Source organism: Planosporangium spinosum (genome assembly GCF_049999945.1).
Classification (GTDB): Bacteria; Actinomycetota; Actinomycetes; order Mycobacteriales; family Micromonosporaceae; genus Planosporangium; species Planosporangium spinosum.
The window spans coordinates 18,990-42,905 of sequence record NZ_JBLYUB010000021.1 but is presented as its reverse complement, the minus strand read 5'-3'; the positions used below and the strand labels follow the sequence as shown (position 1 = coordinate 42,905).

Annotated in this window: 19 protein-coding genes; 2 read left to right on the top strand and 17 right to left on the bottom strand. The window is 72.8% G+C overall.

Annotation, left to right across the window (positions count from 1 at the left end; genetic code table 11):
• Positions 1-228 precede the first annotated feature (228 nt).
• Complete coding sequence (locus ACNTMW_RS24775) at positions 229-1,191, top strand: hypothetical protein (RefSeq protein WP_426636178.1); 963 nt, start codon at positions 229-231, stop codon at positions 1,189-1,191.
• On the opposite strand, the gene ACNTMW_RS24770 is transcribed toward ACNTMW_RS24775, so the two are convergent.
• The 11 genes from ACNTMW_RS24770 to ACNTMW_RS24720 all read right to left on the bottom strand — a co-directional run bounded on the left by ACNTMW_RS24770 (position 1,161) and on the right by ACNTMW_RS24720 (position 14,180).
• Positions 1,161-3,044, bottom strand: a complete 1,884-nt coding sequence (locus ACNTMW_RS24770) for an anthranilate synthase family protein (protein WP_426636177.1) — start codon at positions 3,042-3,044, stop codon at positions 1,161-1,163. The genes ACNTMW_RS24775 and ACNTMW_RS24770 overlap by 31 nt on opposite strands.
• A 173-nt stretch (positions 3,045-3,217) precedes the next feature.
• Positions 3,218-4,579 carry a ribosome biogenesis GTPase Der gene (gene der / locus ACNTMW_RS24765; RefSeq protein WP_426636241.1) on the bottom strand — a complete coding sequence of 454 codons (1,362 nt, stop codon included), beginning with the start codon at positions 4,577-4,579 and terminating at the stop codon, positions 3,218-3,220.
• A 128-nt stretch (positions 4,580-4,707) separates the two neighbouring features.
• The gene (gene cmk, locus ACNTMW_RS24760) at positions 4,708-5,376 is read right to left on the bottom strand and encodes a (d)CMP kinase (protein WP_426636176.1); all 669 of its coding nucleotides are present in this window, start codon (positions 5,374-5,376) and stop codon (positions 4,708-4,710) included.
• A 72-nt stretch (positions 5,377-5,448) separates the two neighbouring features.
• Positions 5,449-6,207, bottom strand: a complete 759-nt coding sequence (locus ACNTMW_RS24755; protein ID WP_426636175.1) for a pseudouridine synthase — start codon at positions 6,205-6,207, stop codon at positions 5,449-5,451.
• Positions 6,176-6,805, bottom strand: coding sequence for an SMC-Scp complex subunit ScpB (gene scpB, locus ACNTMW_RS24750; protein ID WP_426636174.1), 630 nt, complete (start codon positions 6,803-6,805; stop codon positions 6,176-6,178). Before scpB ends, ACNTMW_RS24755 begins: the two co-directional genes overlap by 32 nt.
• A gap of 326 nt (positions 6,806-7,131) precedes the next feature.
• On the bottom strand, positions 7,132-8,163 hold the full coding sequence (locus tag ACNTMW_RS24745) for a segregation and condensation protein A (protein ID WP_426636173.1): 1,032 nt from the start codon (positions 8,161-8,163) through the stop codon (positions 7,132-7,134).
• Between the two features lie 85 nt (positions 8,164-8,248).
• Positions 8,249-9,187 carry a ParA family protein gene (locus ACNTMW_RS24740; protein WP_426636172.1) on the bottom strand — a complete coding sequence of 313 codons (939 nt, stop codon included), beginning with the start codon at positions 9,185-9,187 and terminating at the stop codon, positions 8,249-8,251.
• A 252-nt stretch (positions 9,188-9,439) separates the two neighbouring features.
• Positions 9,440-10,393: a site-specific tyrosine recombinase XerD gene (locus ACNTMW_RS24735; RefSeq protein WP_426636171.1), complete on the bottom strand. Its 954-nt coding sequence runs from the start codon at positions 10,391-10,393 to the stop codon at positions 9,440-9,442.
• A 53-nt stretch (positions 10,394-10,446) separates the two neighbouring features.
• Positions 10,447-11,562, bottom strand: coding sequence for an alanine dehydrogenase (ald, locus tag ACNTMW_RS24730; protein ID WP_426636169.1), 1,116 nt, complete (start codon positions 11,560-11,562; stop codon positions 10,447-10,449).
• Positions 11,563-11,703: 141 nt separating this feature from the next.
• A complete protein-coding gene (locus ACNTMW_RS24725; RefSeq protein ID WP_426636168.1) occupies positions 11,704-12,339 on the bottom strand; it encodes an NUDIX domain-containing protein in 636 nt (211 codons plus the stop codon).
• Positions 12,336-14,180 (bottom strand): CTP synthase, encoded by a 1,845-nt coding sequence (locus ACNTMW_RS24720; protein ID WP_426636167.1) that lies wholly within the window; start codon positions 14,178-14,180, stop codon positions 12,336-12,338. Before ACNTMW_RS24720 ends, ACNTMW_RS24725 begins: the two co-directional genes overlap by 4 nt.
• 285 nt (positions 14,181-14,465) lie before the next feature.
• Between ACNTMW_RS24720 and ACNTMW_RS24715 the strand changes: the two genes are divergently transcribed.
• Complete coding sequence (locus ACNTMW_RS24715) at positions 14,466-15,641, top strand: hypothetical protein (RefSeq protein ID WP_426636166.1); 1,176 nt, start codon at positions 14,466-14,468, stop codon at positions 15,639-15,641.
• A gap of 20 nt (positions 15,642-15,661) precedes the next feature.
• On the opposite strand, the gene ACNTMW_RS24710 is transcribed toward ACNTMW_RS24715, so the two are convergent.
• The 6 genes from ACNTMW_RS24710 to steA all read right to left on the bottom strand — a co-directional run bounded on the left by ACNTMW_RS24710 (position 15,662) and on the right by steA (position 23,823).
• Positions 15,662-17,857, bottom strand: a complete 2,196-nt coding sequence (locus tag ACNTMW_RS24710) for a hypothetical protein (protein WP_426636165.1) — start codon at positions 17,855-17,857, stop codon at positions 15,662-15,664.
• Positions 17,854-18,999 carry a glycosyltransferase family 4 protein gene (locus ACNTMW_RS24705; protein WP_426636164.1) on the bottom strand — a complete coding sequence of 382 codons (1,146 nt, stop codon included), beginning with the start codon at positions 18,997-18,999 and terminating at the stop codon, positions 17,854-17,856. The genes ACNTMW_RS24710 and ACNTMW_RS24705 overlap by 4 nt, the downstream gene beginning before the upstream one ends.
• A gap of 100 nt (positions 19,000-19,099) precedes the next feature.
• Positions 19,100-20,761, bottom strand: coding sequence for a murein biosynthesis integral membrane protein MurJ (gene murJ, locus ACNTMW_RS24700; RefSeq protein WP_426636163.1), 1,662 nt, complete (start codon positions 20,759-20,761; stop codon positions 19,100-19,102).
• A 49-nt stretch (positions 20,762-20,810) separates the two neighbouring features.
• Complete coding sequence (locus ACNTMW_RS24695) at positions 20,811-21,689, bottom strand: hypothetical protein (protein ID WP_426636162.1); 879 nt, start codon at positions 21,687-21,689, stop codon at positions 20,811-20,813.
• A complete protein-coding gene (locus ACNTMW_RS24690; protein WP_426636161.1) occupies positions 21,679-22,632 on the bottom strand; it encodes a copper transporter in 954 nt (317 codons plus the stop codon). The genes ACNTMW_RS24695 and ACNTMW_RS24690 overlap by 11 nt, the downstream gene beginning before the upstream one ends.
• An 18-nt stretch (positions 22,633-22,650) precedes the next feature.
• Positions 22,651-23,823, bottom strand: coding sequence for a putative cytokinetic ring protein SteA (gene steA, locus ACNTMW_RS24685; protein ID WP_426636160.1), 1,173 nt, complete (start codon positions 23,821-23,823; stop codon positions 22,651-22,653).
• Positions 23,824-23,916 lie beyond the last annotated feature (93 nt).

Here is a 23,916-nt window from a genome sequence, read left to right as displayed (position 1 = left end):
CCGCGCGCGGGGCATTCCCCTGTTGCTTCCCGGCGGCCCCGGGTCGCTCCCCTGTCCTCGCACCTACCATGGTCACAGGAGCCGTCGCGCCGGGCACAGCCGATCCCCACGGGGGCGATCATGCACGCGCACGAGCCGTACGGGCCGCATCAACCACGCCCCGCGGACCAGCCACCCCAGCCGGGCAGAACCCCCAAGCCCTTCAGGACCGGCAGGACGACCCTGACCGTGACCGCCGTGGTCGCGGCCGTGCTGGCCGTACTGGCGACTGCCACCGCCACGGCGGCCCACCAGGGGAACCCCGAACCGCCCCAGCAGACGAACCCGCCGGCCGGTACGCGGTTCGAGAGTTCCCTGGGTGCGCAGATCGCGGTACCCGCGAGCTGGGCGGTCAACGACAGTGGCTGCGGGATGACCGCCAGGCCGAGCGTGGTACGCGGGAAGGGGTTGGAGCCCCTCTGCTACTCCCCCGAGCCGCCGACCAAGGAGCTGGCGATCATCGAGGAGTCACTGGATCCGGCGCAGGAGACCGACCAGAAGACGATGATCGACGAGGTCACGGCCTGGCGGGGTGGGACACGGCTGCGCGACGGCCGGTACGCCGCCTGGGTGCGGATCCCGTCCCGGCGGGTCGCGGTCGACGTGCGTACCCGCGACCCCTGGGTGACCGCCGGTATTCTCCACAGCGTCCACCTCGTCGACATCGACCATCTCGGTTGCCCGACCCGACAGCCACCTCGAGAAACCGGCGCCGCACCCCGGACCACCAGTTCCCCACGCCGGAGCACCTTCGTCCCGGCCGCCCCCACCAGCGTCAGCGTCTGCTACTACGGCGGCGGGGACAGGCTCCAGGCGTCGGCAGCGTTCGGCACGGATACCAACGGCGCCGCGCCGAATGCCTCCGCCCGCCGACTGGCGGAGGCCCTGAATGCGGCGCCCGCCGGGCTGAACCCGGACCGGCCGGCGCGGGACTGTGACGCCCGCGCCGACCTGCCCGGCGACGATGCCATCCTGCTGTTGCGGGACGGTGCGACGACCGACGGTACCGTCCGGCTCCGGTTCAGTTCCTGTACCGGAGGCGGCATGGTCAACGACGCGGGCCAGCAAGCGCGGCTCACGCGTACCCTCGTCGCGACGATCATGGCGCCGGTGCACGCCGGCTACAGCGTCAGCGCCGACCTCCCGGTCTGAACCACCGAGCCGTCCGAGGCGTCCCCCAGCAACGGGGCGATCAGCTCCCGCAACAGGTCGATGCCGTGCTCGCTCAGCACCGATTCGGGGTGGAACTGCACCCCGGCGAACGTCTCGCCGCGCAGCGCGTGGACCTCCCCCGAGCGTGGATCACGGCTCACCTCGACCCCGACCACAGGCGACGTGCACACCGCCGTGTACGTCGAGTAGAAGCCCACCCGCTCCGCTCGCCCGAAGAAGTCGATCTCGCGCTGCACACCCTGGTACGGGACGTCCTTGCGAGCCAAGGGCAGCCCGAGCGCGCTCGCGAGCACCTGGTGGCCGAGGCAGATCGCCAGCATCGGTCGCCGGGTGGCCAGCAGTTCCGTCACGAGTCCGCGCAGGGTGGCGATCTTCGGGTCGGTGGCATCCCCCGGGTCCCCCGGCCCCGGACCGACCACGACCAGGTCGAAACCGGAAACCGAAACCCCGTCACGGTACGACCGGAGCGTCACCGCCAACCCCAGTGCCCGCAGTTGGTGGGCGAGCATGCCGGTGAACGTGTCCTCGGCGTCCACCACGAGCACCCGCCGCCCCGACAGTCCCGGCGACTCCGGCAACGACGCCGACGCCGACGCCGGCCCGCGCTCCTCGAGCCAGAACCGGGCGAGCGTGGCGTTACGCCGCGTCAGCGCGGCCTGTACCGCTTCGTCGGCCACGAACCCGGTCGCCGAAGCCGCGCCACGGTCACCCCGCAGCCCCAGGGCGGCCATCACACCGGCGGCCTTGGCATGGGTCTCCGCGACCTCCCCGGCCGGGGTGGAGTGGCGTACCAGGGTGGCCCCGACGGGCACCCGCAGTTCCCCGGAGGCGGACAGGACCGCGGTGCGGATCAGGATCGGCGCGTCGAGCGTCTGCCGACCTGCGGAATCCCGGCCGATCAGCGCCAGCACTCCCCCGTAGTAGTCCCGCCCGCGCCGCTCATGCCGGGCGACGACCCGGCAGGCGTTCTCGATGGGGCTGCCGACGACGGTCGGGGCGAACATGGTCTCCCGAAGCACCTCGCGGACGTCCTTCGAGCCGCGTCCGACCAGCAGGTACTCGGTGTGGGTCAGGTGCGCCATCCGCTTGAGGTACGGCCCGACGACCTGCCCTCCCCGGTCCGCGACGGTGGCCATCATTTTCAGCTCCTCGTCGAGCACCATGTACAGCTCGTCGCGCTCCTTGGGGTCGGCGAGGAACGCCAGCAGCCCGTCGCGGTCGGGTCCGCCGGCGGGGTGCCGGTACGTGCCGCTGATCGGGTTCATCATGATCAGGCCGTCGTCGACGCTGACGTGCCGTTCCGGGGTGGCGCCGACGAACGTACGGTCGCCGGTGTGGACCAGGAACGTCCAGTACGCGCCGCGCTCGTCGCGCAGCAGCCGGGCGAACGCGGCCAGTGCGGCGTCAAGCGGGTCACCGTCGACGGACGCCTGGAAGGCCCGGTGGATGACGAAGTTGGATCCCTCGCCCCGGCCGATCTCGTCGCGGAGCACCGCGCCGACGATGTCGGCGTACGAGGCGTCGTCCACGTCGAAGGCCCCGCCGCGCACCCGGGGAGGGGAGGACGGCAGGGCGGCCAGTACGTCGTCGACGGGCTCCTCGGCGTACGTGGCTACCCGGAGATACGACAGTGGCGCGCCGTCGTCGACGGCGTCGAAGCCCCGTTCGCGGACCTGCCGGTACGGGACCAGCGCCAGCAGGTCGGGGCCGATCCGCTCCGACAACGGAAGGTCGGCCAGCCGCTCGGCCGTGCCGACCGTACCGGTGAGGATCTCGACGTGGTCGCGGCCTTCGCGGCGCAGCAGCGCGAACGGGCCTGCGGGGATGTCCATGGGTGTTCCTCTCGCCTCAGGCCACCTGTGCCGAGGCGGAACAACCCGCGGAAACACCGACGGCCGCCTCGTGGAAGGCGGCCGCGGATGGTTTAGATCACGCGCGGGTCTGGATGGCCGCCGGTCAGGCGGGCCACCAGGAACTCATGTGCGCGGACATGCCGAGCAGCATATCAGGACCGGCCCCGGTTCTGCTTCTTGCGGGGACGTACCGACACATGGATGGGCGTACCGGAAAAGTCGAACTCCTCGCGCAGCCGGCGCTCCACGAACCGGACGTACCCGGGGTCCAGCGGCCCGGTGGTGAACAGCACGAACCGCGGCGGGCTGGTGCCGGCCTGGGTGGCGAACAGGATGCGCGGCGCCCGCCCCCCGCGTACCGGGTGCGGGTTGGCCTGCACGAGGGTGGTGAGGAACTGGTTGAGCCGGCCGGTGGGTATCCGGCGCGACCAGTTCTCCAGGGCGCTGCGCAGGGCCGGGGCGAGCTTGTCGACCGCCCGACCGGTCCTGGCCGACACGTTCAGCCGCAGCGCCCACGGCACCCGGCGCAGCTCCCGCTCGATCTCGCGACCGAGCTGGTAGCGGCGGTCGTCGTCGACGAGGTCCCACTTGTTGAAGGCGATGATCAACGCGCGGCCGGCCTCGGCGACCATCGTGATGATCCGCTGGTCCTGCTCGCTGATCGGCTCGTGGGCGTCCAGCAGGACGACGGCCACCTCGGCCGCCTCGATCGCGGCAGCGGTGCGCAGGCTGGCGTAGTACTCGGTGCCGCTGGCGAACCCGACCCGCTTGCGCAGGCCCGCGGTGTCGACCAGGTGCCACAGCTCGCCACCGATGGTGACCAGGCTGTCGACCGGGTCGACGGTGGTACCGGCGACCGAGTCGACGACCGCCCGCTCCTCCCGGGCGAGCCGGTTGAGCAGGCTGGACTTGCCGACGTTGGGGCGGCCGACGAGCGCGACGCGGCGGGGGCCGCGCGGGCGCGCCGCGCCGGTGGGCGTCTCGGGCAGCGCGTCGAGGACGGCGTCGAGCAGGTCGCCGGAGCCGCGCCCGTGCAGGGCCGACACCGGGTGCGGCTCGCCCAGGCCCAGCGACCACAGCATGGCCGCGTCGGCCTCCTGCCGGGCGTTGTCGACCTTGTTGGCGACCAGGACGACGGGCTTGCCGCCGCGGCGCAGCATGCGTACCGCCGCCTCGTCGTCGTCGGTCGCGCCGACGGTCGAGTCGACCACGAACAGCACCGCGTCGGCGGTCTGCACCGCGGCTTCCGCCTGCGCGGCGATCGCCTTCGCCCGGTCACGGGCGTCGGGCTCCCACCCGCCGGTGTCGACGATCGTGAACTTCCGCCCCGACCACAGCGCGTCGTAGGCGACCCGGTCGCGGGTCACGCCCGGTACGTCCTCCACGACCGCCTGCCGGCGGCCGATGATCCGGTTGACCAGGGTGGACTTGCCGACGTTGGGACGGCCGACGACCGCGACGACGGGGACCGGCCCCTCGTCCTCGGCTGCTCCGGTCTCCTCGTCCTCGATCAGCTCGGCGGCCTCGAAGTCGCCCTCGGCGAACTCGTCCTCGTCGAAGTCGTCGTCATGGAAGCCGGCCTCGTCGACGTCGTCCTGGACGTCGGTCTGGTTCAGCTCGGTCCGGCCCGGCTTGTTCGCTGTCACCGTCGTGTCGCCCCGTCCACCAGTGTCTTCAGCCGGGCGACGACCTCGTCGATGCCCAGTTCGGTGCTGTCGAGCACCACGGCGTCGTCCGCCTGACGCAGCGGGTCCACGGCCCGGCTGGAGTCGAACTCGTCGCGGCGCGCCAGGTCGGCCACTGTCGCGGCCAGGTCCGCCGCGGTCTCGGCGCTGCGCCGCCGGCCCCGCTCGGCCGCCGACGCCGTCAGGTAGACCTTCAGGTCGGCGTCCGGCGCGACGACGGTACCGATGTCGCGCCCCTCGACGACAATGCGCGGCACGGCGGCGATGATCTCGCGCTGCTGAGCCACCATCCGCGCCCGCACAGCGGGCACCGCCGCGACCGCCGACACCGCCGCGGTGACCTCGGGCCCGCGGATCGGCCCGTCCACCGGGGTGCCGTCGACGCTGATGTGCGGCTCGTTCGGATCGGCACCCACGGCGACCTCAACGTTGTCGGCGACCTTCGCAACCGCCTCGGCGTCCGCCGGGTCGATGCCGTCCCGCAGCACCGCCCAGGTCACCGCCCGGTACATCGCTCCGGTGTCGAGGTAACGCCCGTCGAGAGCGACGGCGAGCCGACGCGAGACGGTGGACTTACCGGACCCCGAGGGCCCGTCCACGGCCACCACGCAACGCTGTTCGCTCACTTGCCCCGCCTCCGCAACGGTTGTCGACAACCCCTCAATAATGCCGGGCCGCCCCCGCGCGGCTTCGGCCGGCTACCCACCCACCGCCTTGAACAGCGCGGCCACCTCGGCGTTGGTCAGCCGGCGGGTACGCCCGGGCTTGAGGTCGCCGAGCCGGATCGGCCCGATCGCGGTCCGGATCAGCCGGCTGATCGGATGGCCGACCTCCTCGAACATGCGCCGGACGATGTGTTTGCGGCCCTCGTGGATGACCACCTCGACCAGCGCGGTCCGCTGGTAGGCGTCCACCAGCTTGAACGCGTCGACCTTGGCCGGCCCGTCCTCGAGTTCGACACCCTTGAGCAACTGCCGGCCGACCCCGCGCGGGATCGGGCCCGCCACCTCGGCCATGTACGTTTTCGCCACCTCGTACGAGGGGTGCATCAGCCGGTGGGCGAGGGTGCCGTCGTTGGTCAGCAGCAGCAGCCCCTCACTGTCGGCGTCAAGCCGCCCCACGTGGTAGACCCGCTGGTTGACGTTGCCCACGTAGTCGGCGAGGGCCTCCCGGCCGCGCTCGTCGGCCATGGTCGACACCACCCCGCGCGGCTTGTTCATCGCGAGGTACACCAGCTTGGTGTTGGTGACCACCCGCTCGCCGTCGACGTGGATCACGGCGGTCTCCGGGTCGACCTTGTCGCCCAGCTTCGCACGCCGGCCGTCGACCGTGACCCGTCCCACGGCGATCAGTTCCTCGCAGGCGCGCCGGGAACCGACCCCCGCCGAGGCGAGAACCTTCTGCAACCGTTCGGCGTTGTCAGACTCAACTCTGGGCATTGGCGATCTCATCCACATCGTCGGGTAGGAACGGGGCCAGCGGCGGCAGGTCCTCGACGCTGTTGATACCCAGCTTCTCCAGGAACAGCGGTGTCGTCCGGTACAGGAAGGCGCCGCTTTCCGGCTCACTGCCGCAGTCTTCGATCAGGCCGCGCGACAGCAGGGTACGCACGACGCCGTCGCAGTTGACGCCCCGGATCGCCGAGATACGCGAGCGGGTGACCGGCTGCTTGTACGCGATGACCGCGAGAGTTTCGAGGGCCGCCTGGGTCAGCCGGGCCTGCTGCCCGTCGAGGACGAACCGCTCCACGTACGGAGCGAAGTCGCCCCGCGTGTAGAACCGCCACCCGCCGGCCGCCCGCCGCAACTCGAAGCCCCGCCGCTGTTGCGTGTACTCCCCGACCAGGTCGACGAGCACCCCGAGGATGCGGTCGGTGGGCTGGTCGAGGACCTGCGCGAGAAGGATCTCGGAGATCGGCTCGTCGACGACGAGGAGGATCGCCTCGACGGCGCCCCGCAGCTCGGCCGGGTCGTCCAGGGCCGGCGAGGCCGGCTCGGGCTCGGGCGCGGGTGCTGGCTCCGACACCGCTTCGGCCTCGGCCTCCGCAACCGACACCGCTTCGGCCTCGGCCTCCGCAACCGGCTCCGACTCTGGCTCCGGCAGTCCAGCCGCGCCTTCGGATCTTGGTAAGTCTGACACCGATGCGGGTGCTGGAGTTACCAAGATCTCGGAGGAACCGACCGGCTCAGCCTCCGCGACCGGCTCCGACTCCGGCTCAGCCTCCGCGACCGGCTCGGCCTCCGCGACCGGCTCCGACTCCGGCTCAGCTTCCGCGACCGGCTCAGCCTCCGCGACCGGCTCGGGGGCGGGCTTGCGCTCCCATGGGGGTACCCACGTCGCCGCCTGCTCCGCCAGCGACCGGGCCGCCGCGTCATCGGTACTCACTGCGCCTCCGCTTCCGCCGGTTCAGCAGCCGCTTCCGCTCTCACACCTGCCCCGTCCTCAGTGTCGTCCTCGCCATACTCGTCGATGTCGAGTCCTTGGCCGGCCGCATCGTCAGCGCCGGTCCACTGCACGATCAGCTCGCCGAGCGCCTGCACCTGATCGAAGCCGACCAGACCTTCGCGGTACAGCTCCAGCAGCGCCAGGAACCGCGCCACCACCTCGAGGGTGCTCTCGCAGTCGGCACACAGCGTACGGAACGACGCCGTCTGGAGCCGAATCAGCTGCTGACGCAGCATCTCGGCATGCTCGCGGACGCTGACGCGGACCATATGGATGTGGTCGATCGACACGACCGGCGGCGCCTTGGGCGTGAACGCCTTGATCGCCAGGGCGTGGAGCCGTTCGGGCCCGATGCCGAGCACGAGGTCGGGCAGCGCCTCGGCGTACTGCGGTTCGAGCTGGACCGACCGGGGCCACCGGCGGGCGGCGATCGCCTCCATCGCGGCGATCGCGGCGGCGGCCTCCTTGAACGCCTTGTACTGCAGCAGCCGGGCGAACAGCAGGTCCCGGGCCTCCAGCAGGGCCAGGTCCTCCTCGTCCTCGACGGCGGCGGCCGGTAGCAGCCGGGCCGCCTTGAGGTCGAGCAGGGTCGCCGCGACCAGGAGGAACTCGCTGGCCTCGTCGAGGTCCCAGTCGTCGCCCATGGCCCGGATGTAGGCGATGAACTCGTCGGTGACCTGGTGCAGCGCCACTTCCGTGACGTCCAGCTTGTGCTTGCCGATCAGCTGGAGCAGCAGGTCGAACGGGCCGGTGAAGTTGGCCAGTCGTACGGTGAAGCCGGCCGTGGCCTCGTCGGCACCTTCAGCGGCACCGCCCTCGGCGGAACCCGCCTCACCGGAGCCACCGTCGGCGGAACCACCCGCGAGGGCCTCGTCGACGCCCTCGGGAGAAACGCTCGCGAGGGGATCGTCGACGGTCGTCAGAGACTCGTCGACAGGCACGGTTGGCTCGTCGACAGGCACGGTCACCGCCAGACCCTAGCTCACGCCCACGTCGCCACCTGCGAAGTACCTCGGAAATCACCGTCGGACGAACCCGAGGCTATCCCCGTGGCTACCCCGCGTTGCGCTCCTCCTGCGCCGCGATGACCTCCCGGGCGAGCTGCCGGTAGTTGCGCGCACCGGACGATGCCGGGTCGAGCGTGGTGATCGGCGAGCCGGCGACGGTGGACTCGGGGAACTTGACGGTCTTGGTGACGACCGTCTGGTACACCTTGTCGCCGAACGCTTCGACCACCCGCTGGAGTACCTGCCGGCAGTGGGTGGTGCGGCTGTCGTACATGGTCGCGAGGATGCCTTCGAGGTCGAGGTCGAAGTTGAGCCGCTCGCGGACCTTGTCGATGGTGTCGAGCAGCAGCGCCACGCCGCGCAGGCTGAAGAACTCGCATTCGAGCGGGATCAGTACGCCGTGGGCGACGGTCAGCGCGTTGATGGTGAGCAGGCCCAGTGACGGCTGGCAGTCGATGAGGATGTAGTCGTAGTCGCGCAGCACCGGGCGCAGCACCCGCGCGAGGGCCATCTCCCGGGCGACCTCGTTGACGAGCTGGATCTCGGCGGCCGACAGGTCGATGTTTGCCGGCAGCAGGTGCAGGCCGTCGACGTCGGTCTTGATCCGGATGTCGTCGATGGTGACGTCGGAGTCCAGCAGCAGGTTGTAGATCGACAGTTCCAGCTCGTGCGGGTTGACGCCGAGCCCGACCGACAGGGCGCCCTGCGGGTCGAAGTCGACCAGCAGGACCCGCCGGCCGTACTCCGCGAGGGCCGCGCCGAGGTTGATGGTGGTCGTCGTCTTTCCGACGCCACCCTTCTGGTTGGCCATGGCGATGATGCGCGCCGGGCCGTGACGGTCGATCGGGACCGGGTCCGGAATCGGCCGGCGGGTGGTGTACGCCGTCGGATCAGCGGGACCGAGCTGCGCACCGAGATCCATGGCGTTCTGCTCGGCCCGAAGTGCCGAGGTCCACGCCTCTGCCTGCTGCTCGCCAATGCCCATCTGGTTCCCGCCCCTCCCGGCGGCACATGCCCGCCGCCTCGGGTCCCGCACCGGCTCGCCGACACCGGGCTGACGCGGAAATGGCCGTCGCCCGACTGTACGCCACGACCGACCCGAATCTCCCGACAGTCGTACGGCGTGTCGTTCCCGCGACCACCCGAATACCTTTGGTGATCGGCACATCGACACGTTGTACACAACGGACGATTTACCCCGGAAGGGCGACAAGCACGCCGATCCGGGTGTGAACCGTCAGGCGCGGGCGCGCGGGTGGGCGGTCGCGTACACCTCACGCAGCCGCTCCACCGTCACCAGGGTGTACACCTGCGTCGTGGTCACCGAGGCGTGCCCGAGCAGCTCCTGTACCACCCGGATGTCGGCGCCGCCGTCCAGCAGGTGGGTGGCGTACGAGTGGCGCAGGGTGTGCGGTGACACCCCGTGCGCGCCGTCGACCGGCAGCCCGGCCCGCTCGGCGGCCGCGCGCAGGATCGCCCAGGCACTCTGGCGCGACAGCCGTCCGCCGCGGGCGTTGACGAACACCGCCGAACTCCCCCGGCCGCCGGCCAGCAGCCCCGGCCGGGCCCGCACCAGGTACGCGTCGAGCGCGTCGCGGGCGTACCCGCCGACCGGCACGAGGCGGGTCCTGCCGCCCTTGCCGTGCAGCAGTACGGTCCCCCCGCCGAGGTCGAGGTCGTCGACGTCGCAGCCGACCGCCTCGGAGATGCGCGCGCCGGTGGCGTACAGGAACTCCAGCAGCGCCCGGTCGCGCAGTCCGCGCGGCTCGTCCCGTTCGCCCGGGGCGGTTGCCGCGACGAGCAGCCGCTCCACCTGGTCGACGTCCAGCGCCTTGGGCAGCCGCTTGGGCAGCGTCGGCGGCTTGATCTCGCGCGCCGGGTCGTGGGCGGTCAGCCCTTCCCGGACGGCGAAGCGGTGCAGCCCGCGCACGGCGCTGGCGGCGCGGGCGGCGGAGGCCGCCGACAGCGGCGGATGGTCGTCGTCGCCGGCGCGCAGCGCGGCCAGGTGCGCGGCGACCTCACTCGGCCCGACCGCGGCGAGGTCGTCCACCCCGGCCGCCGCCAGCACCGCGAGATAGCGATCAAGATCACGACGGTACGAGCTGAGCGTGTTGGCCGCGAGCCCGCGCTCGACGGTGAGGTGGTCCAGATAGGAGCGGACAGCCCGCCGGAGCGAAGCGGCGGGCTGCACGGGCGCGGTCCGCCGCTCCGCAGCGTGAGGCTGCACTGGTTCGGTGTTCCCGGTCAGGCGAGCACCTCGGCCACCGGTAGGTGGGTCAGGCCGTGCGCCTCGGCGACCGGCCCGTACGTGACGTGACCGGCGTGCGTGTTCAGGCCCAGGGCCAGTGCCGGGTCGGCGCGCAGCGCGTCCCGCCAGCCCCGGTTGGCCAGCTCCACCGCGTACGGCAGGGTGACGTTGGTCAGCGCGTACGTGGAGGTGTGCGGCACCGCACCGGGCATGTTCGCCACGCAGTAGAACAGCGAGTTGTGCACCTGGTACGTCGGCTCGGCGTGCGTGGTGGGGCGCGAGTCCTCGAAGCAGCCGCCCTGGTCGATGGAGATGTCGACGAGCACGCTGCCCGGCTTCATCCGCTTGACCATGTCGTTGGAGACCAGCATGGGTGCCTTCGCGCCCGGCACCAGCACCGCGCCGATCACCAGGTCGGCGTCGAGCACGGCCTTCTCGATCTCGTACAGGTTCGACGCGACGGTCTGCAGGTGGCCCTGGTAGATCCGGTCGGCCTGGCGCAGCTTCTCGATGTTCTTGTCCAGCAGCAGCACCTCGGCCTGCATGCCCAGCGCGATCGCGGCGGCGTTCATGCCGGACACGCCGGCGCCGATCACGACGACCTTCGCCGCGTACACCCCGGACACGCCGCCCATCAGCACGCCGCGGCCGCCGCCGGAGCGCATCAGGTGGTACGCGCCGACCTGCGGCGCGAGCCGCCCGGCCACCTCCGACATCGGCGCGAGCAGCGGCAGCGACCGGTCGGGCAGCTCCACCGTCTCGTACGCGATGCCGGTGACGCCGCGCTCGGTCAGCGCCCGGGTGCAGTCGGCCGACGCGGCCAGGTGCAGGTACGTGAACAGCACCTGCCCGTCGCGCAGGCGGTGGTACTCCTCGGCGACCGGCTCCTTGACCTTGCACACCAGCTCGGCGCTGCCCCACACGTCGTCGGCGTTGGCGAGGATGGTCGCGCCGGCGGCGCGGTACTCCTCGTCGGTGATCGACGAGCCGCGACCGGCGCCGGCCTCGATGACGACCTCGTGGCCGTGGCGGACGAACTCGTGCACGCCCGCCGGCGTGATCGCGACGCGGTACTCGTGGTTCTTGACCTCGCGTGGAATTCCGACCCTCACTGTGCCGACCCCTCAATCGCTTCCTGGTGGCCCCGTTGCCACCTGCGAGGACGCGGAGCCTCGCGGAGGGAGTCTAGGGCCGGCACGACCGGCCGGCCCCGGTCATCGTGGAACGTACTTCCCCGCATGGCTGACACTCTGTCACCCGGTCGCGGCCAGTTCCCCCCGGTCCAGCGGCGTGTCCGCCGGCCGCAGCGCCGCCCAGCCGCCGTCCCGGGCCCGCGCCGCGGCGAGCAGGCCGACCAGGCACGCGCCGTTGACGATCTCGCCCCGCAGGGCCATCGCCACCGCCTCGTCCAGGTCGAACCGGCGCGCCGTCATGCCGGCCTCCTCGTCGCGCCGCACGTGGCGGCGCTCAGGCGGTACCGGGCTCAGGTCACGGGCCAGAAACAGCCGGATGATCTCGGTGGAGCAGCCCGGCGACGGGTGCAGGTCGACCAGCAGGTCGAGCCGGCCAGCGGTGAGGTCGGCCTCCTCCTCCAGCTCGCGCCGCGCGGCCGCCGGCAGGCTCTCGCCGTCGACGTCGATCAACCCGGCCGGCAGCTCCCACAGCTGCCGGCCGACCGGGTGGCGGTACTGGTGGACCAGCACCACCCGGCCGTCGTCGTCGAGCGCCACCACGCCCACCGCACCGATGTGGACCATGTAGTCGCGCTTGGCCACGTTGCCGCCCGGCATCTCCACGTCGTCGGTGACCACGCGGAACATCGGTCCGGCGAAGTGCTCGGTGCGCGCGCGTACCCGGTACCGGTGGGTCGGCGCGCCGTTTTCGCTCATGAACGCGCCGACGCGCGGGAGGTGCCGTTGCGGGACGCGGCCACCTTCGCACCCTTGCGGCCGCCGGCCTTCTTGCCGCCGCCCTCGCGCTCGGCGGCGACCTCGTCGTCGGCCACCTCACCGGCGGCGACCTCGTCGACGGCCGCGACCCGGTCACCGGGCTCGGTCAGCTCGACCGGCAGCTGGTCGGCGTTGGCGTAGTCGATGGCCGCGCCGATGAACGCCGCGAACAGCGGGTGCGCGTTGGTGGGCCGGCTCTTGAGCTCCGGGTGCGCCTGGGTACCGACGAAGAACGGGTGCCGGTCGCGGTCCAGCTCGACGAACTCGACCAGCCGCCCGTCCGGGGAGGTACCCGACACCACCATGCCGGCCTCGGCCAGCGCGTCCCGGTAGGCGTTGTTGACCTCGTACCGGTGACGGTGGCGCTCGGAGATCCGGGTCGAGCCGTACGCCTCGGCCACGATCGAGCCGGGCAGCAGGTGCGCGTCGTACGCGCCCAGGCGCATCGTGCCGCCCAGGTCGCCCCTGCCGGCCACGATGTCCTCCTGGTCGGCCATGGTCGAGATCACCGGGTCGGGCGTGTTCGGGTCGAACTCCAGCGAGTTCGCCTGCGCGATGCCCGCGGTGTGGCGCAGCGTCTCGATCGCCATGCACTGCAGGCCCAGGCACAGTCCCAGGGTGGGGATGCCGTTCTCCCGGGCGTACCGGATCGCGCCGAGCTTGCCCTCGATGCCGCGCACCCCGAAGCCGCCGGGGATCAGCACGCCGTCGACGCCGGCCAGCTCCTGCGCCGCGCCGGCCGGGCTTTCGCAGTCGTCACTGGGGACCCAGGTGATGTCGACCCGGGCCCGGTGGGCGAAGCCGCCCGCGCGCACCGCCTCGGTGACCGACAGGTACGCGTCCGGCAGGTCGATGTACTTGCCGACGATCGCGACGGTGATCGTCTGGCGCGGGTGGCGCACCCGGTCGAGCAGGTCGTCCCAGCGCTTCCAGTCCACGTCGCGGAACGACAGGTTGAGCCGGCGCACCACGTACGCGTCGAGGCCCTCGCGGTGCAGCACCTTCGGGATCTCGTAGATGCTCGGCGCGTCCGGGGCGCTGACCACGGCCTCGCGGTCGACGTCGCAGTACAGCGCGAGCTTCTCCTTGAGCTTCGAGGGGATCTCCCGGTCGGAGCGGCACACGATCGCGTCGGGCTGGATACCGATGTTGCGCAGCGCGGCGACCGAGTGCTGCGTCGGCTTGGTCTTGAGCTCGCCGCTCGGCGCGAGGTAGGGCACCAGCGACACGTGCAGGTAGAAGACGTTGTCCCGGCCGACGTCGTGGCGGACCTGGCGGATCGCCTCCAGGAACGGCAGCGACTCGATGTCGCCGACGGTGCCGCCCACCTCGGTGATGACGACGTCCGGGATGAGGCCGTCCTCGTCCGGCTCGGCCATTGCCCGGAGCCGGTCCTTGATCTCGTTGGTGATGTGCGGGATGACCTGGACGGTGTCGCCGAGGTACTCGCCGCGCCGCTCCTTGGCGATCACGTCGGAGTAGATCTGGCCGGTGGTGACGTTGGCCTTCGCCGACAGGTTGCGGTCGAGGAAGCGCTCGTAGTGGCCGACGTCCAGGTCGGTCTCGGCCCCGTCCTCGGTGACGAACACCTCACCGTGCTGGAACGGGTTCATCGTGCCCGGGTCGACGTTGAGGTACGGGTCGAGCTTCTGCATCACCACCCGCAGCCCCCGGGCGGTGAGCAGGCTACCCAGGCTGGAGGCGGTGAGCCCCTTGCCGAGTGAGGAGGCGACGCCCCCGGTGACGAAGATGTGCTTGGTCGTCCGTTGCGATGGGGCCAAGGCCTGCTCCCGTGGTCGTTGCGAGGGCGTCTCGTCTGACGGTGTGGCCAGCGTGCGACGGCCGATCCACGGGACTCCACAGTAACACCCAGGTGGGGTCCGGTCCGACGGACCCGGCGTGCCGCTCGTGATGCACCCGTACGAGCGGATCGTGGAGTGATGTCCGGCACCAGGCCGGGCCGCGGGCCGGTCCGGCCGGATCACCCCGCCGGTCCGCTCCCGGCCGCGGCTCCGATTCGCCCCGATTGAGGTTCGGTGCGGCCGGTCTGCGGCAAGGAACACCATATGTACCACGCCATCACGGTGCTCGTCGGCCTGGTCGGCGCGGTGGTCATCCTGCTCACGGCGGTGTCGGCGGCCCAGACGTTCGTCGTACCGCGCGGCACCCCGTTGCTGATCACGCGCATGGTCCTCGTGACCATCCGGGCCGTGTTCCGCGCGATCCTGCGCCACCTGCCCGACTACCGCAGCCGCGACCACGTCCTGGCCATGTTCGCGCCGGCCTGCCTGCTGATGATCCCGATCGTCTGGATCGTGCTCGTGCTCATCGGCTTCACCGCCGTCTACCGCGCCGAAGGTGTGCGGTCCTGGACGGACGCGTTCCTGGAGAGCGGGTCGTCACTGTTCATGCTCGGCTTCCGCAACCCCTTCAACCTCCCCAGCAGCATGACGGAGATGGTGGAGGCCGGCTTCGGGCTCGGCCTGATCGCGCTGCTGATCGCCTACCTGCCGTCCATCTACGCCTCCTACTCCCGCCGCGAACTGCTGGTCACCGCTCTGGAGATCGAGGCCGGGTCGCCGCCGTCGGCCGTGGCACTGCTGGTACGCCTGATCCACCTCGACGGGCTGAGCCTGCTCGACCAGTTCTGGCGGGACTGGAGCCGCTGGTTCAACGACATCGAGGAGACCCACACCGCCACCCCCATCCTGGTGTTCTTCCGGTCCCCGGCGCCGGAACGCAACTGGGTCACCGCGGCCGGGGCCGTTCTCGACTCCGCCGCCCTGGTCGCCTCCACCATCGAGGTGGACAAGAGTCGCCAGGCCGGCGCCGAACTGTGCGTCCGGGCCGGCTACGTCGCACTGCACCGCATCGGCGACTACTTCGTCATGCCGTACGACCCCGCCCCGCCGCCCGGCCAGCCCATAGCCGTCACCCGCGGCGAGTACGACGAGGCGTGCCGGCTGCTCGCCACCGCGGGCGCGCCCCTGCGCGCCGACCGCGACCAGAGCTGGCGGGAGTTCGTCCGGCGCCGGGCCAGCTACGAGGGCGCCCTGCTGCGGTTCGCCTCGCTGTGCATGGCACCCCGGGCACCGTGGTCGTCCGACCGGCCGATCGAGTTCCACCGGCTGCCGGTCGCCCGCCACCGCGCCCGCGCCCGCCTGCACCGCCCGCGGCGGTACGAACTGCGGCTGCACGCCCGCGACCGGGAGGCGGCCGGGTCGCCGCGGACCCGGACCTGAGAGCGAGCCGTCGATACCGGTCAGCTCGACAGCGCCGGTTGGGTGCCCGCCGTCGGGTCCGGTGCGGGCGACGGTACCGGCACCGCCGACCCGGTCGGGTCGACCGTGACCGCGGGCGTGCGGTCGTCGGCGTGGCGCAGGACCCGCAGCGCGGCGAGCACCGTCAACGGCAGCACGGTCGCCGCCGCCGCGCCGGCCGTGTTGAACCCCACGCCCTGCATCGGCCCCGCGACCAGGGTGGCGACCACCGTACCGGCCAGACCGGCGCGCACCGCCGGGTACAGGCCGAACAGTCGCTTGAGCCCGCCCCACGGGCGCAGCAACGCGAAGAACAGCAGCGCGCCGGCGCCGATCACCAGCAGCGTGAGCGGGCTGGTGATCGCCACCACCGCGTTGTCGGACCCGATCGGGCGCATCACCACCCGGCCGGTGCCGTCGCCGAGGTGGCCGAGGAACCGGCCGACGCTGCCCCGCTGGCCCACCGGCCGGTGCACGTCCAGCAGCGCGAAGCCGGTGGTCACCGCGATGCCGGCAAGTACCGCCCAGGCGACCCGCGGGAAGGTCAACCAGCCGCCGGTGGACATCGCCCCGGCGACACACACCCCGGCGGTCAGCGCCACCGCGCCCGCCGCGTCGGCCCCCAGGTACGGGCTGCCCGCCACGAGCACCGCGACCCCGCCCAGCACCGCGACCATGACCGGCCGCCACTGCCGGTGTACGTGCTGGGCCAGGCACCCGGCGGCCACCAGTGCCCCGGCGGCGAACACGCCGATTCCGACCGGCGCCAGGCCGGCGTACTGCGTCCCGCTCACGGACGAGTACCCGACGACGCTGTTGAGCTGCAACCGGGACCCGGTCAGCGCGTCCACCGCGACCACCACGGCGCCCAGCGCGGCGACCCCGCCCAACGGCCCGAGCACCCGCCGGCCACCGCCGGTCAGGGTGATCACCGCGGTGGCGGCCACGATCACGGCGGCGGTCACGGCGGCGAAGACCAGCCCGGGCACCGGAGCCCGCCACCATGGCACGACGCCGGCCAGCAGCGCCGCCGGTACCGCCAGGGACGCGGCGACCAGCAGGATCTCCACGCCGCGCTCGAACCAGGGCGGGTTCGGTACCGGCGTGACCGGCCCGGCCGGACGGCGGGCCCGGCGCAGCAGCGGCAGCACCGCGACGAACAGCAGCAGCTGGCAGACCGTGAGGACGGTGAAGAACCGCCCGGCGACCGGCTGCTGGAGGCGGACCTTCCGGTCGGCGTCGACCAGCCGCTGCACGGCCCCCTCCAGCGACCCGCGCCCGCCGCCGGAGACCATCGGAGCACCGGGGAACAGCGAGGTCGGCACCGACCTGCCGAGCGCCGACAGCACGGTCGGCGCCACGTCGGTGAGCTGCACGTACCCGGACCGTCCGGTGCTGTCGGAGGTCAACGTCCGGCCCGCGTACCCGGGACCGTCGACGACCGCGACGTGCAACCGTGGTTCGCTACCGGTGTCGCCGACCCCGGCGAGCATCAGCAGCGACCGCGGCGGGCGGGCCGCCACGACCCGCGCCAGCCGCTCGTCGGCCGCCCGCGCGGCGGCGCGGCGCGCGGCCGGGTCACCGGCGACCGTCCCCAGGTCGACCACGGACAGCACGCAGCCGGCGAGCAGTTCCTTCGGGTCGTCGGGCAGTCCGTCGCGGTACCGGTCGATGCGGCCGAAGGTCCGGGCGCCGGCCAGCGCGGCGCCCGGGCCGACGCTGGTGGTGCAGCGCATCGACTCGGCCAGCGCCCCGGGCTGGGCGTTCCACGGCATGTCCTGGTTGAGAGTGGTGATCTTCTCCTTCTCCCGGGTGGACAGGAACGCCCCACCCGGGCCGGGCTGATCGACCCCGACCGCGAACGGCGGGCAGGCACCCTCGGTGTGGCCCCGGGTGTACGCGGCATAGTTGCCGGCGCCGAGCGTGAGCCAGCCGTCACCGGGACAGGTCGGCCGGTGCGCCGACCGCACCGACAGCGCCCCGATCGCGCCGCTTCCGGCCAGCCCCCACATCGTCGGGGTGTCGGTCGGGTTGACGTCGTCCCAGCGCAGCCCCGCGGCGCCGGCGACGACCACGTAGTCGACCGAGTGCGCGGGCGCGCCGTTGGCCGGCCGGGGCACCACACCGATGACGCTCGCGGCGGCCGCGAGCACCACCACCAGGTAGGGCGCCCAGCGCGTCCACAGCCGGCCGCTCACCGCGCCTCCTGTCCGGCGGCCCGCACCCGGTCGGTGAGTTCGTCGTACACCGACTGGACCTGGGCCAGCGTGTCGGCCTCGGTCGGCCAGGTCGCCGCCCGTTCGCCGGCCCGCCGGCCGTACGCGGCCCGCAGCGCCGGGTCGTCCAGCAGCGACGTCACTGCCGCGTCCAGCGCGTCGACGTCGCCCGGCGCGATCAGCAGGGCGTCGTCGCCGACCAGGTCGGGCAGCCCACCGACGGAGGTGGCGACCAGCGGCGTACCGGCGCGCATGGCCTCCTGGGCGAACAGTTGGCGCGCCTCCCAGACGCTGGTCACCACGGCCAGGTCGGCGGCCGCGAGCAGGTCCGGCACGTCGGTGCGGTGCCCGGCGAGGATCACCGGCGCGTGCTGGTGCGAGATCTGGGCGGCCAGCCGCATGTAGGACGGCCCACTGCCGGCGATCACCACGGCCGGCGCGGGCTGCCGGCTGCGCCACCGGGACGCGGCGGCGACGAGGACGTCGTAGCCTTTCTGGGGGTGCAGCCGGCCCACCGACAGCACCAGCGGCCGGCCCGGCTCGATGCCCAGGTCGGCGCGTACCTCCTCGGGCGACCGGGTGGGCGGGGCGAGTTCCGGGGCCGCGACGGCGCCCAGCCGGGCGTCCCGGGCACCCAGCGCGGCGGCACGGCCGACCAGGTCGCCGGATGCCCCGAGCGTGATGTCGGCGGCCCGGGCCACGTACCCCTCCAACTGCCGGTACACCCGCCCGCGCATGCCGTGCGCGAGGATCTGGTTGTGCCAGGTGACCACCAGCGGGCAGCCGGTCGGCCGGGCCAGCGCCGCGACCAGCCCGGCCCGCAGGCCGTGGGCGTGGACCACGTCGGGCGCGTGTCCGCGCAGCGCCCGGCGCAACGCGTGCACGGCGGCGGCGTCGCGCGGCTGGGGACTGGCGGGGATCTCCACGGGGACGAACCGGGCGCCACGCGTGCCGAACTCGAACTGGCGGTCGGTGTCGGCCGGGCCGCACACGGTCACCTCCGCACCCCGCCCGGCCAGTCCGCCGGCCAGCGACGCCACGTGCCGGCCGATACCGCCGGTACTGGACGCGAGGACGAGCGCGACGCGCCGGCTCGACGCCGCGGCCCCGCTGCGCTCACTCACCGTGTCTCCCGCTCGCTCCGCTCAGTCACCGTGTCTCCCGCTGGCTGCGCTCACTGACTGCCCGACTTCTTCGTACCCGTGCTGCGGGCCGGCGGCGCCGTCACCGGCGGCGGCCGGTGATCCGCGCCACCTTCCGCACCGGCCCCGCAAGCAGCGGCCGGACATCGCGGGGATCCAGGGCGTACGCGACGCCGAGGAACACCGCGACCACCACGGCACCGGACAGCATGCCCTGTCCGAGCGCCCCGGCGACACCCGGGGTCGCGTCCGCCCACAGCAGCCGGCGTACCACCACGCCGGCGCCCGCCGCCACCGCCGCCGCGACGACCGACGCGGCCAACCCGCGCGCCAGCCCGTCGACCGCGGCCCGGCCGGCGCGCCGGGCCACGCACGCGACCAGGACCGCACCGAGCAGCAGCATGCCGGCAGAGTTCGCCACGGCCAGGGCGAGCACCCGGTGGGTACCGGGCAGCGCCGCCGACAGCAGCACCGACGCGAGCACGACGCCGGCCCAGCCGACCACGGTCGCGGCGGCGGCCTGCCGGGTGTCACCGCGCGCGTACAGCGCCCGCGACAGCAGCGCGAACAGCCCGTACCCGAGCAGGCCCGGCGCCAGCCCGGCGATGCCGGCCGCGACCTGGTCGGAGCCGCTGCCACCGGCGAGCGTCCAGGCCAGCGGCGGGGCGAGCGTGGCCAGGCCGGCGGCGCCCAGGCCGCACAGCAGCACCAGGCCGCGGGTCGCCCCGGCGAGGGTCGCCGCGTACGCGTCCCGGTCGTCGACCGCGGCGGCCTCGGCCAGGGCCGGGTACGCCGACGTGGCGATCGGCAGCGCCAGCACCGCCCAGGGCAGCAGGTAGACCGTCTGGGCCAGGGTGAACCGCACCAGCGTGCCCGTCACGCCGCCGTTGGCCAGGACGATGGTGAGCGCCACGGTGAGCTGCTGGGCGGCGACCGTGACCACGCCGGCCGCGGCCAGCCGCCGGACCGTGCCGGCCACGGCGGCCGGGAACCCGAACGTCGGCCGCAGTCGCAGCCGCAGTCGCCGCAGCGGGATCAGCAGCGACAGCGACAGCACCACCACACCGAGAGTGGTGCCCACCGACAGCACCGCTATGTCGGTACCGCTGACCCGCGCCACGTCGGGTCCGCGGCCGGCGACGGCGGCGAAGGTCGCGTACGCGGCCATCACGGTGACGCTTGACAGCAGCGGGGCGAGTACCGGCCAGGCGAAGCGCCGGTGCGCCTGCAGGACGCCGGTGAGCACGATGCCCACGCCGTACAGCGGCAGCTGCGGCGCGAACACCCGCAACATGTCGGCACCGGCGGCGAGCGCCGGGGCACCGGCGTGCGGGGCGAGCAGGCGCACGATCGGCCCGGCCGCGAGGGCCACGACCGCCGCGATCGGCAGCAGCAGCGCCAGTACCCAGGTCAGCAGCGCCGACGCGGTCGCGGCGACGGCCTGCCGGTCACCGCGGGCGACCGCGCCGGCGAGCATCGGCACGACCAGGCTGGCCAGCGCGCCACCGGCGACGATCTCGAAAATGATGTTGGGAACGGTGTTGGCGCTCTGGTAGATGTCACCGAGCCCACCGGCGCCGACCGTGTGGAAGAACACGACGGTACGGGCGAAGCCGGCGAGCCGGGCCGCCACGGTGAGCACCGCGATGAGCAGGGCGGCGCTGGCCAGCCGGGCCACGCGCGGGCCACGCCCGGGGGCCGGGGCCGCCCCGGTCATATCGGTTACGTCGGTCGTATCGGTCACGCAGGTCGCCTCATGTCGGTGGGGTCGCTCGCGCCGACGCTACCGCCCTTTAGTCCGTGCGCCGGCCCAGCGCGTCCAGTTCGCGCAGTACCGGTGTGCGGTCGATGACCGTGGTGAAGCTGACCTTCTCGCTGGCGGCGGTGACTGCGGCGATCCCGGCCAGCAACGCGGCCCGGCCGGCGGTGCCGGTACGGGCGGCCAGCGCCGTACCCAGCAGCGCGCCGAACGCGTTGGCGCCGGCGTCGCCGAGCATGATCTCCTCGCCGAGGTCGGCGGGCAGCAGCCCGGCGGCGGCGCCGACCGCTCCGGCGGCCACCCCGCCGGCCGGACCGCCGCCCAGCGCCATCGGGGTACCGACGAGCAGGCCGGCCTTGAGCGCCCGGCCGGGGCGCAGGTCGAGCAGGTTGACCAGGTTGGCGCTGCCGGCGATCACCCCGGCGCCGAGCAGGGTGCCCAGCACCCGCCGGCCCCGCGACGACCGCCCGGTCGCCCCGGACGCGCGGGTCGCACCACGGTCGGCGTCGAGCAGCACCGCGGCGACCAGCGCGCTGGCACCCACCCCTGCAATCTTCACCAGCCCGGTGGTGACCCGCCCCTCGGCGAGCGCCCGCAGGTGCCCGCGGAAGCCCTTCGCGTGGTGTCCGGGCCGTACCCCGACGAGGTCGTCGTAGGCGCCCACCGCGCCCGCGCCGAGGCCGGCGACGGCGGTGGCGGCGCGTACCCGGCCGCTGCCGGCACCCGCCGCCGCTGCCGCGGTGGCTCCCAGCGCCAGCGCCGGGCCGCCGGCGAGCGTGACCGTACGGCCACGGAAGTTGGTACGGGTCAGGTGGGCGGGGTGCACGCTGGTGGCCACGAGGGTGAGCGCCTGCCGGGCAGCGACCGCGCCGAGGCCGGCGACCAGCAGGCGCGCGACGGCGCTACGAGCCACTGGTCTTACTCGCCGCCGGCTTGGGCAGCAGCGACGCGGCACCGTCGCCGATACCGTAGTGGCCGTTGCCCCCGCCGATCTGCTCGGCCAGGGCGAGCGCGGTGATCACCCGCCCCTGCGGGGTGGCCACGTTGTCCACCGTCGAGATCGACTTGGTCAGGACCGGGTCGCGGCGCACCGCGGTGATCGCGTTGCCCTCGGCGCCGACGCCGTCGCTGGCGACGACCAGGTGGCCGGACTTGCCGAGCTGGTCGATCAGGTTCACCACGGCCGTGTTGCGCTTCGCGGCGTCGTGGTCGACGTACGGCGCGCCGGCGATCATGACGATCGCCTCGGCCGGGCCGGTCGGGTTACCGGTCGTGATGATCCAGCCGCCCGCCGTGTACGCGCTGAGCACCTTGCGCCGCTCGTCCTCCGGGATGGCGGACTGCCCCGCCGGGCGGTCCAGCAGCACCGCCGCGAGCAGCGCCGTCGAGGTCTGCACGCCGTCGGTGTTGGGCGACGTGGGCTCGCTCACGCCGACCGGCCGGGTGATCGTGGCCAGGTCGAGCAGCTGCGAGTTGTTGGTCGGGTTGGTGAACTTGTCCTGGACCTCGACCTGCGCCGTGACCTTGGCACCGCCGACCTGCAGCGTGTCCACCACGTCCTTGACGTACTTGGACGCCGCCGGCATCGAGACCACCAGCACCCGGCGGTTACGCAGCTTCTCAGCCAGGATGATCGGCGCCGCCTGGGCGGCGAACTGCTCCTGGGTGTTCGCCTCGGCCTTGAGGTGGTCGACCTGGTCGCGCAGCTGCTGGTTCTGCCGGCCGATGCCGGTGACCTGGTCGTTGAGCGAGTCCACGACCGGCCCGTTCAGCGCCGCCGTGCCGACGACGAGACCGATCGCCAACGCGAGGAAGACCGCGGTCAGCGAAACCACGTGGTACCGGAAGTTGATCACAGGGTCGCAAGCCTTCGGTCACGAGAAAATCGAGAACATCAAATTGTCCCACCACTCCGCCACCACGCCGAGGTAGGCCTTGCCGACGGTGGACACCGCCACGGCGGACGCCATTGCCGCGATCGCGGACAGTACCAGGAGCAGCAGCGACGAGCCTGACATGCTCTGCCGGTACAGCCGGCTGACGCCCTTGGCGTCGACCAGCTTGCCGCCGACCTTGAGTCGGGTCAGGAACGTCGACGCCATGCCGCCGCGGCCCTTGTCCAGGAACTCGACCAGCGTCGCGTGCGTGCCGACGGCCACGATCAGCGACGCGCCCTTCTCGTCGGCCAGCAGCATCGCGATGTCCTCACTGGTGGCCGCGGCCGGGAACGGCGTGGCCGGCAGGCCGAGCTGGTGCACCCGGGCCAGGCCGGGAGCCCGGCCGTCCGGGTAGGCGTGCACCACGATCTCGGCGCCGCAGCGCAGCACGTCGTCGGAGACCGAGTCCATGTCCCCGACGATCATGTCGGGGGTGTAGCCCGCCTCCACCAGCGCGTCGGCGCCACCGTCGACACCGATGAGGACCGGCTTGAACTCCCGGATGTACGGGCGCAGCACATCCAGGTCGGCCTTGTAGTCGTAGCCGCGCACCACGATCAGGCAGTGCCGGCCGGCGATCCTGGTCTGGATGTCGGGCACGCCCACACCGTCGAGCAGCAGGTCGCGCTCCTGCTTGAGGTACTCCATGGTGTTGGCCGCGAACGCCTCGAGCTGCACCGACAGCCCCTCACGGGCATCGGCCATGGACCGTGCGACGGTTTCGGCGTCCTGGCGGCGCCCCTGCGCCACCTGCTCACCGCCACAGAAGACCGCGTCGCCCTCGACCCGGACCTCGTCACCTTCGCGGAGGTTGTCGAACAGCTCCTCGCCGAGGTCGTCGACGAGCGGGATGCCCGCCGCGACGAGCACCTCGGGACCGAGGTTCGGGTACCGGCCGGACACCGACGGCTTGGCGTTGAGTACCGCCGCCACACCGGCGGCGACGAGGGAGTCGGCCGCGACCCGGTCGAGGTCGACATGGTCGATCACCGCGATCTCGCCCGGCCGGAGCCGACCGACGAGTCGCTTGGTACGCCGATCGAGTCGTACCGCGCCGGAGGTAACACCCGGCTCGGCAGGCCGGGTCCGACGCAACGTTGGCAGTCGCATCGTCATCCATCCTGGCATGCCGGTACCGCAAGCGTGGTCACGACATGCGCGAACGCCTGGCACATTCGTGCACAGACCGCCCATTAAGCCCGT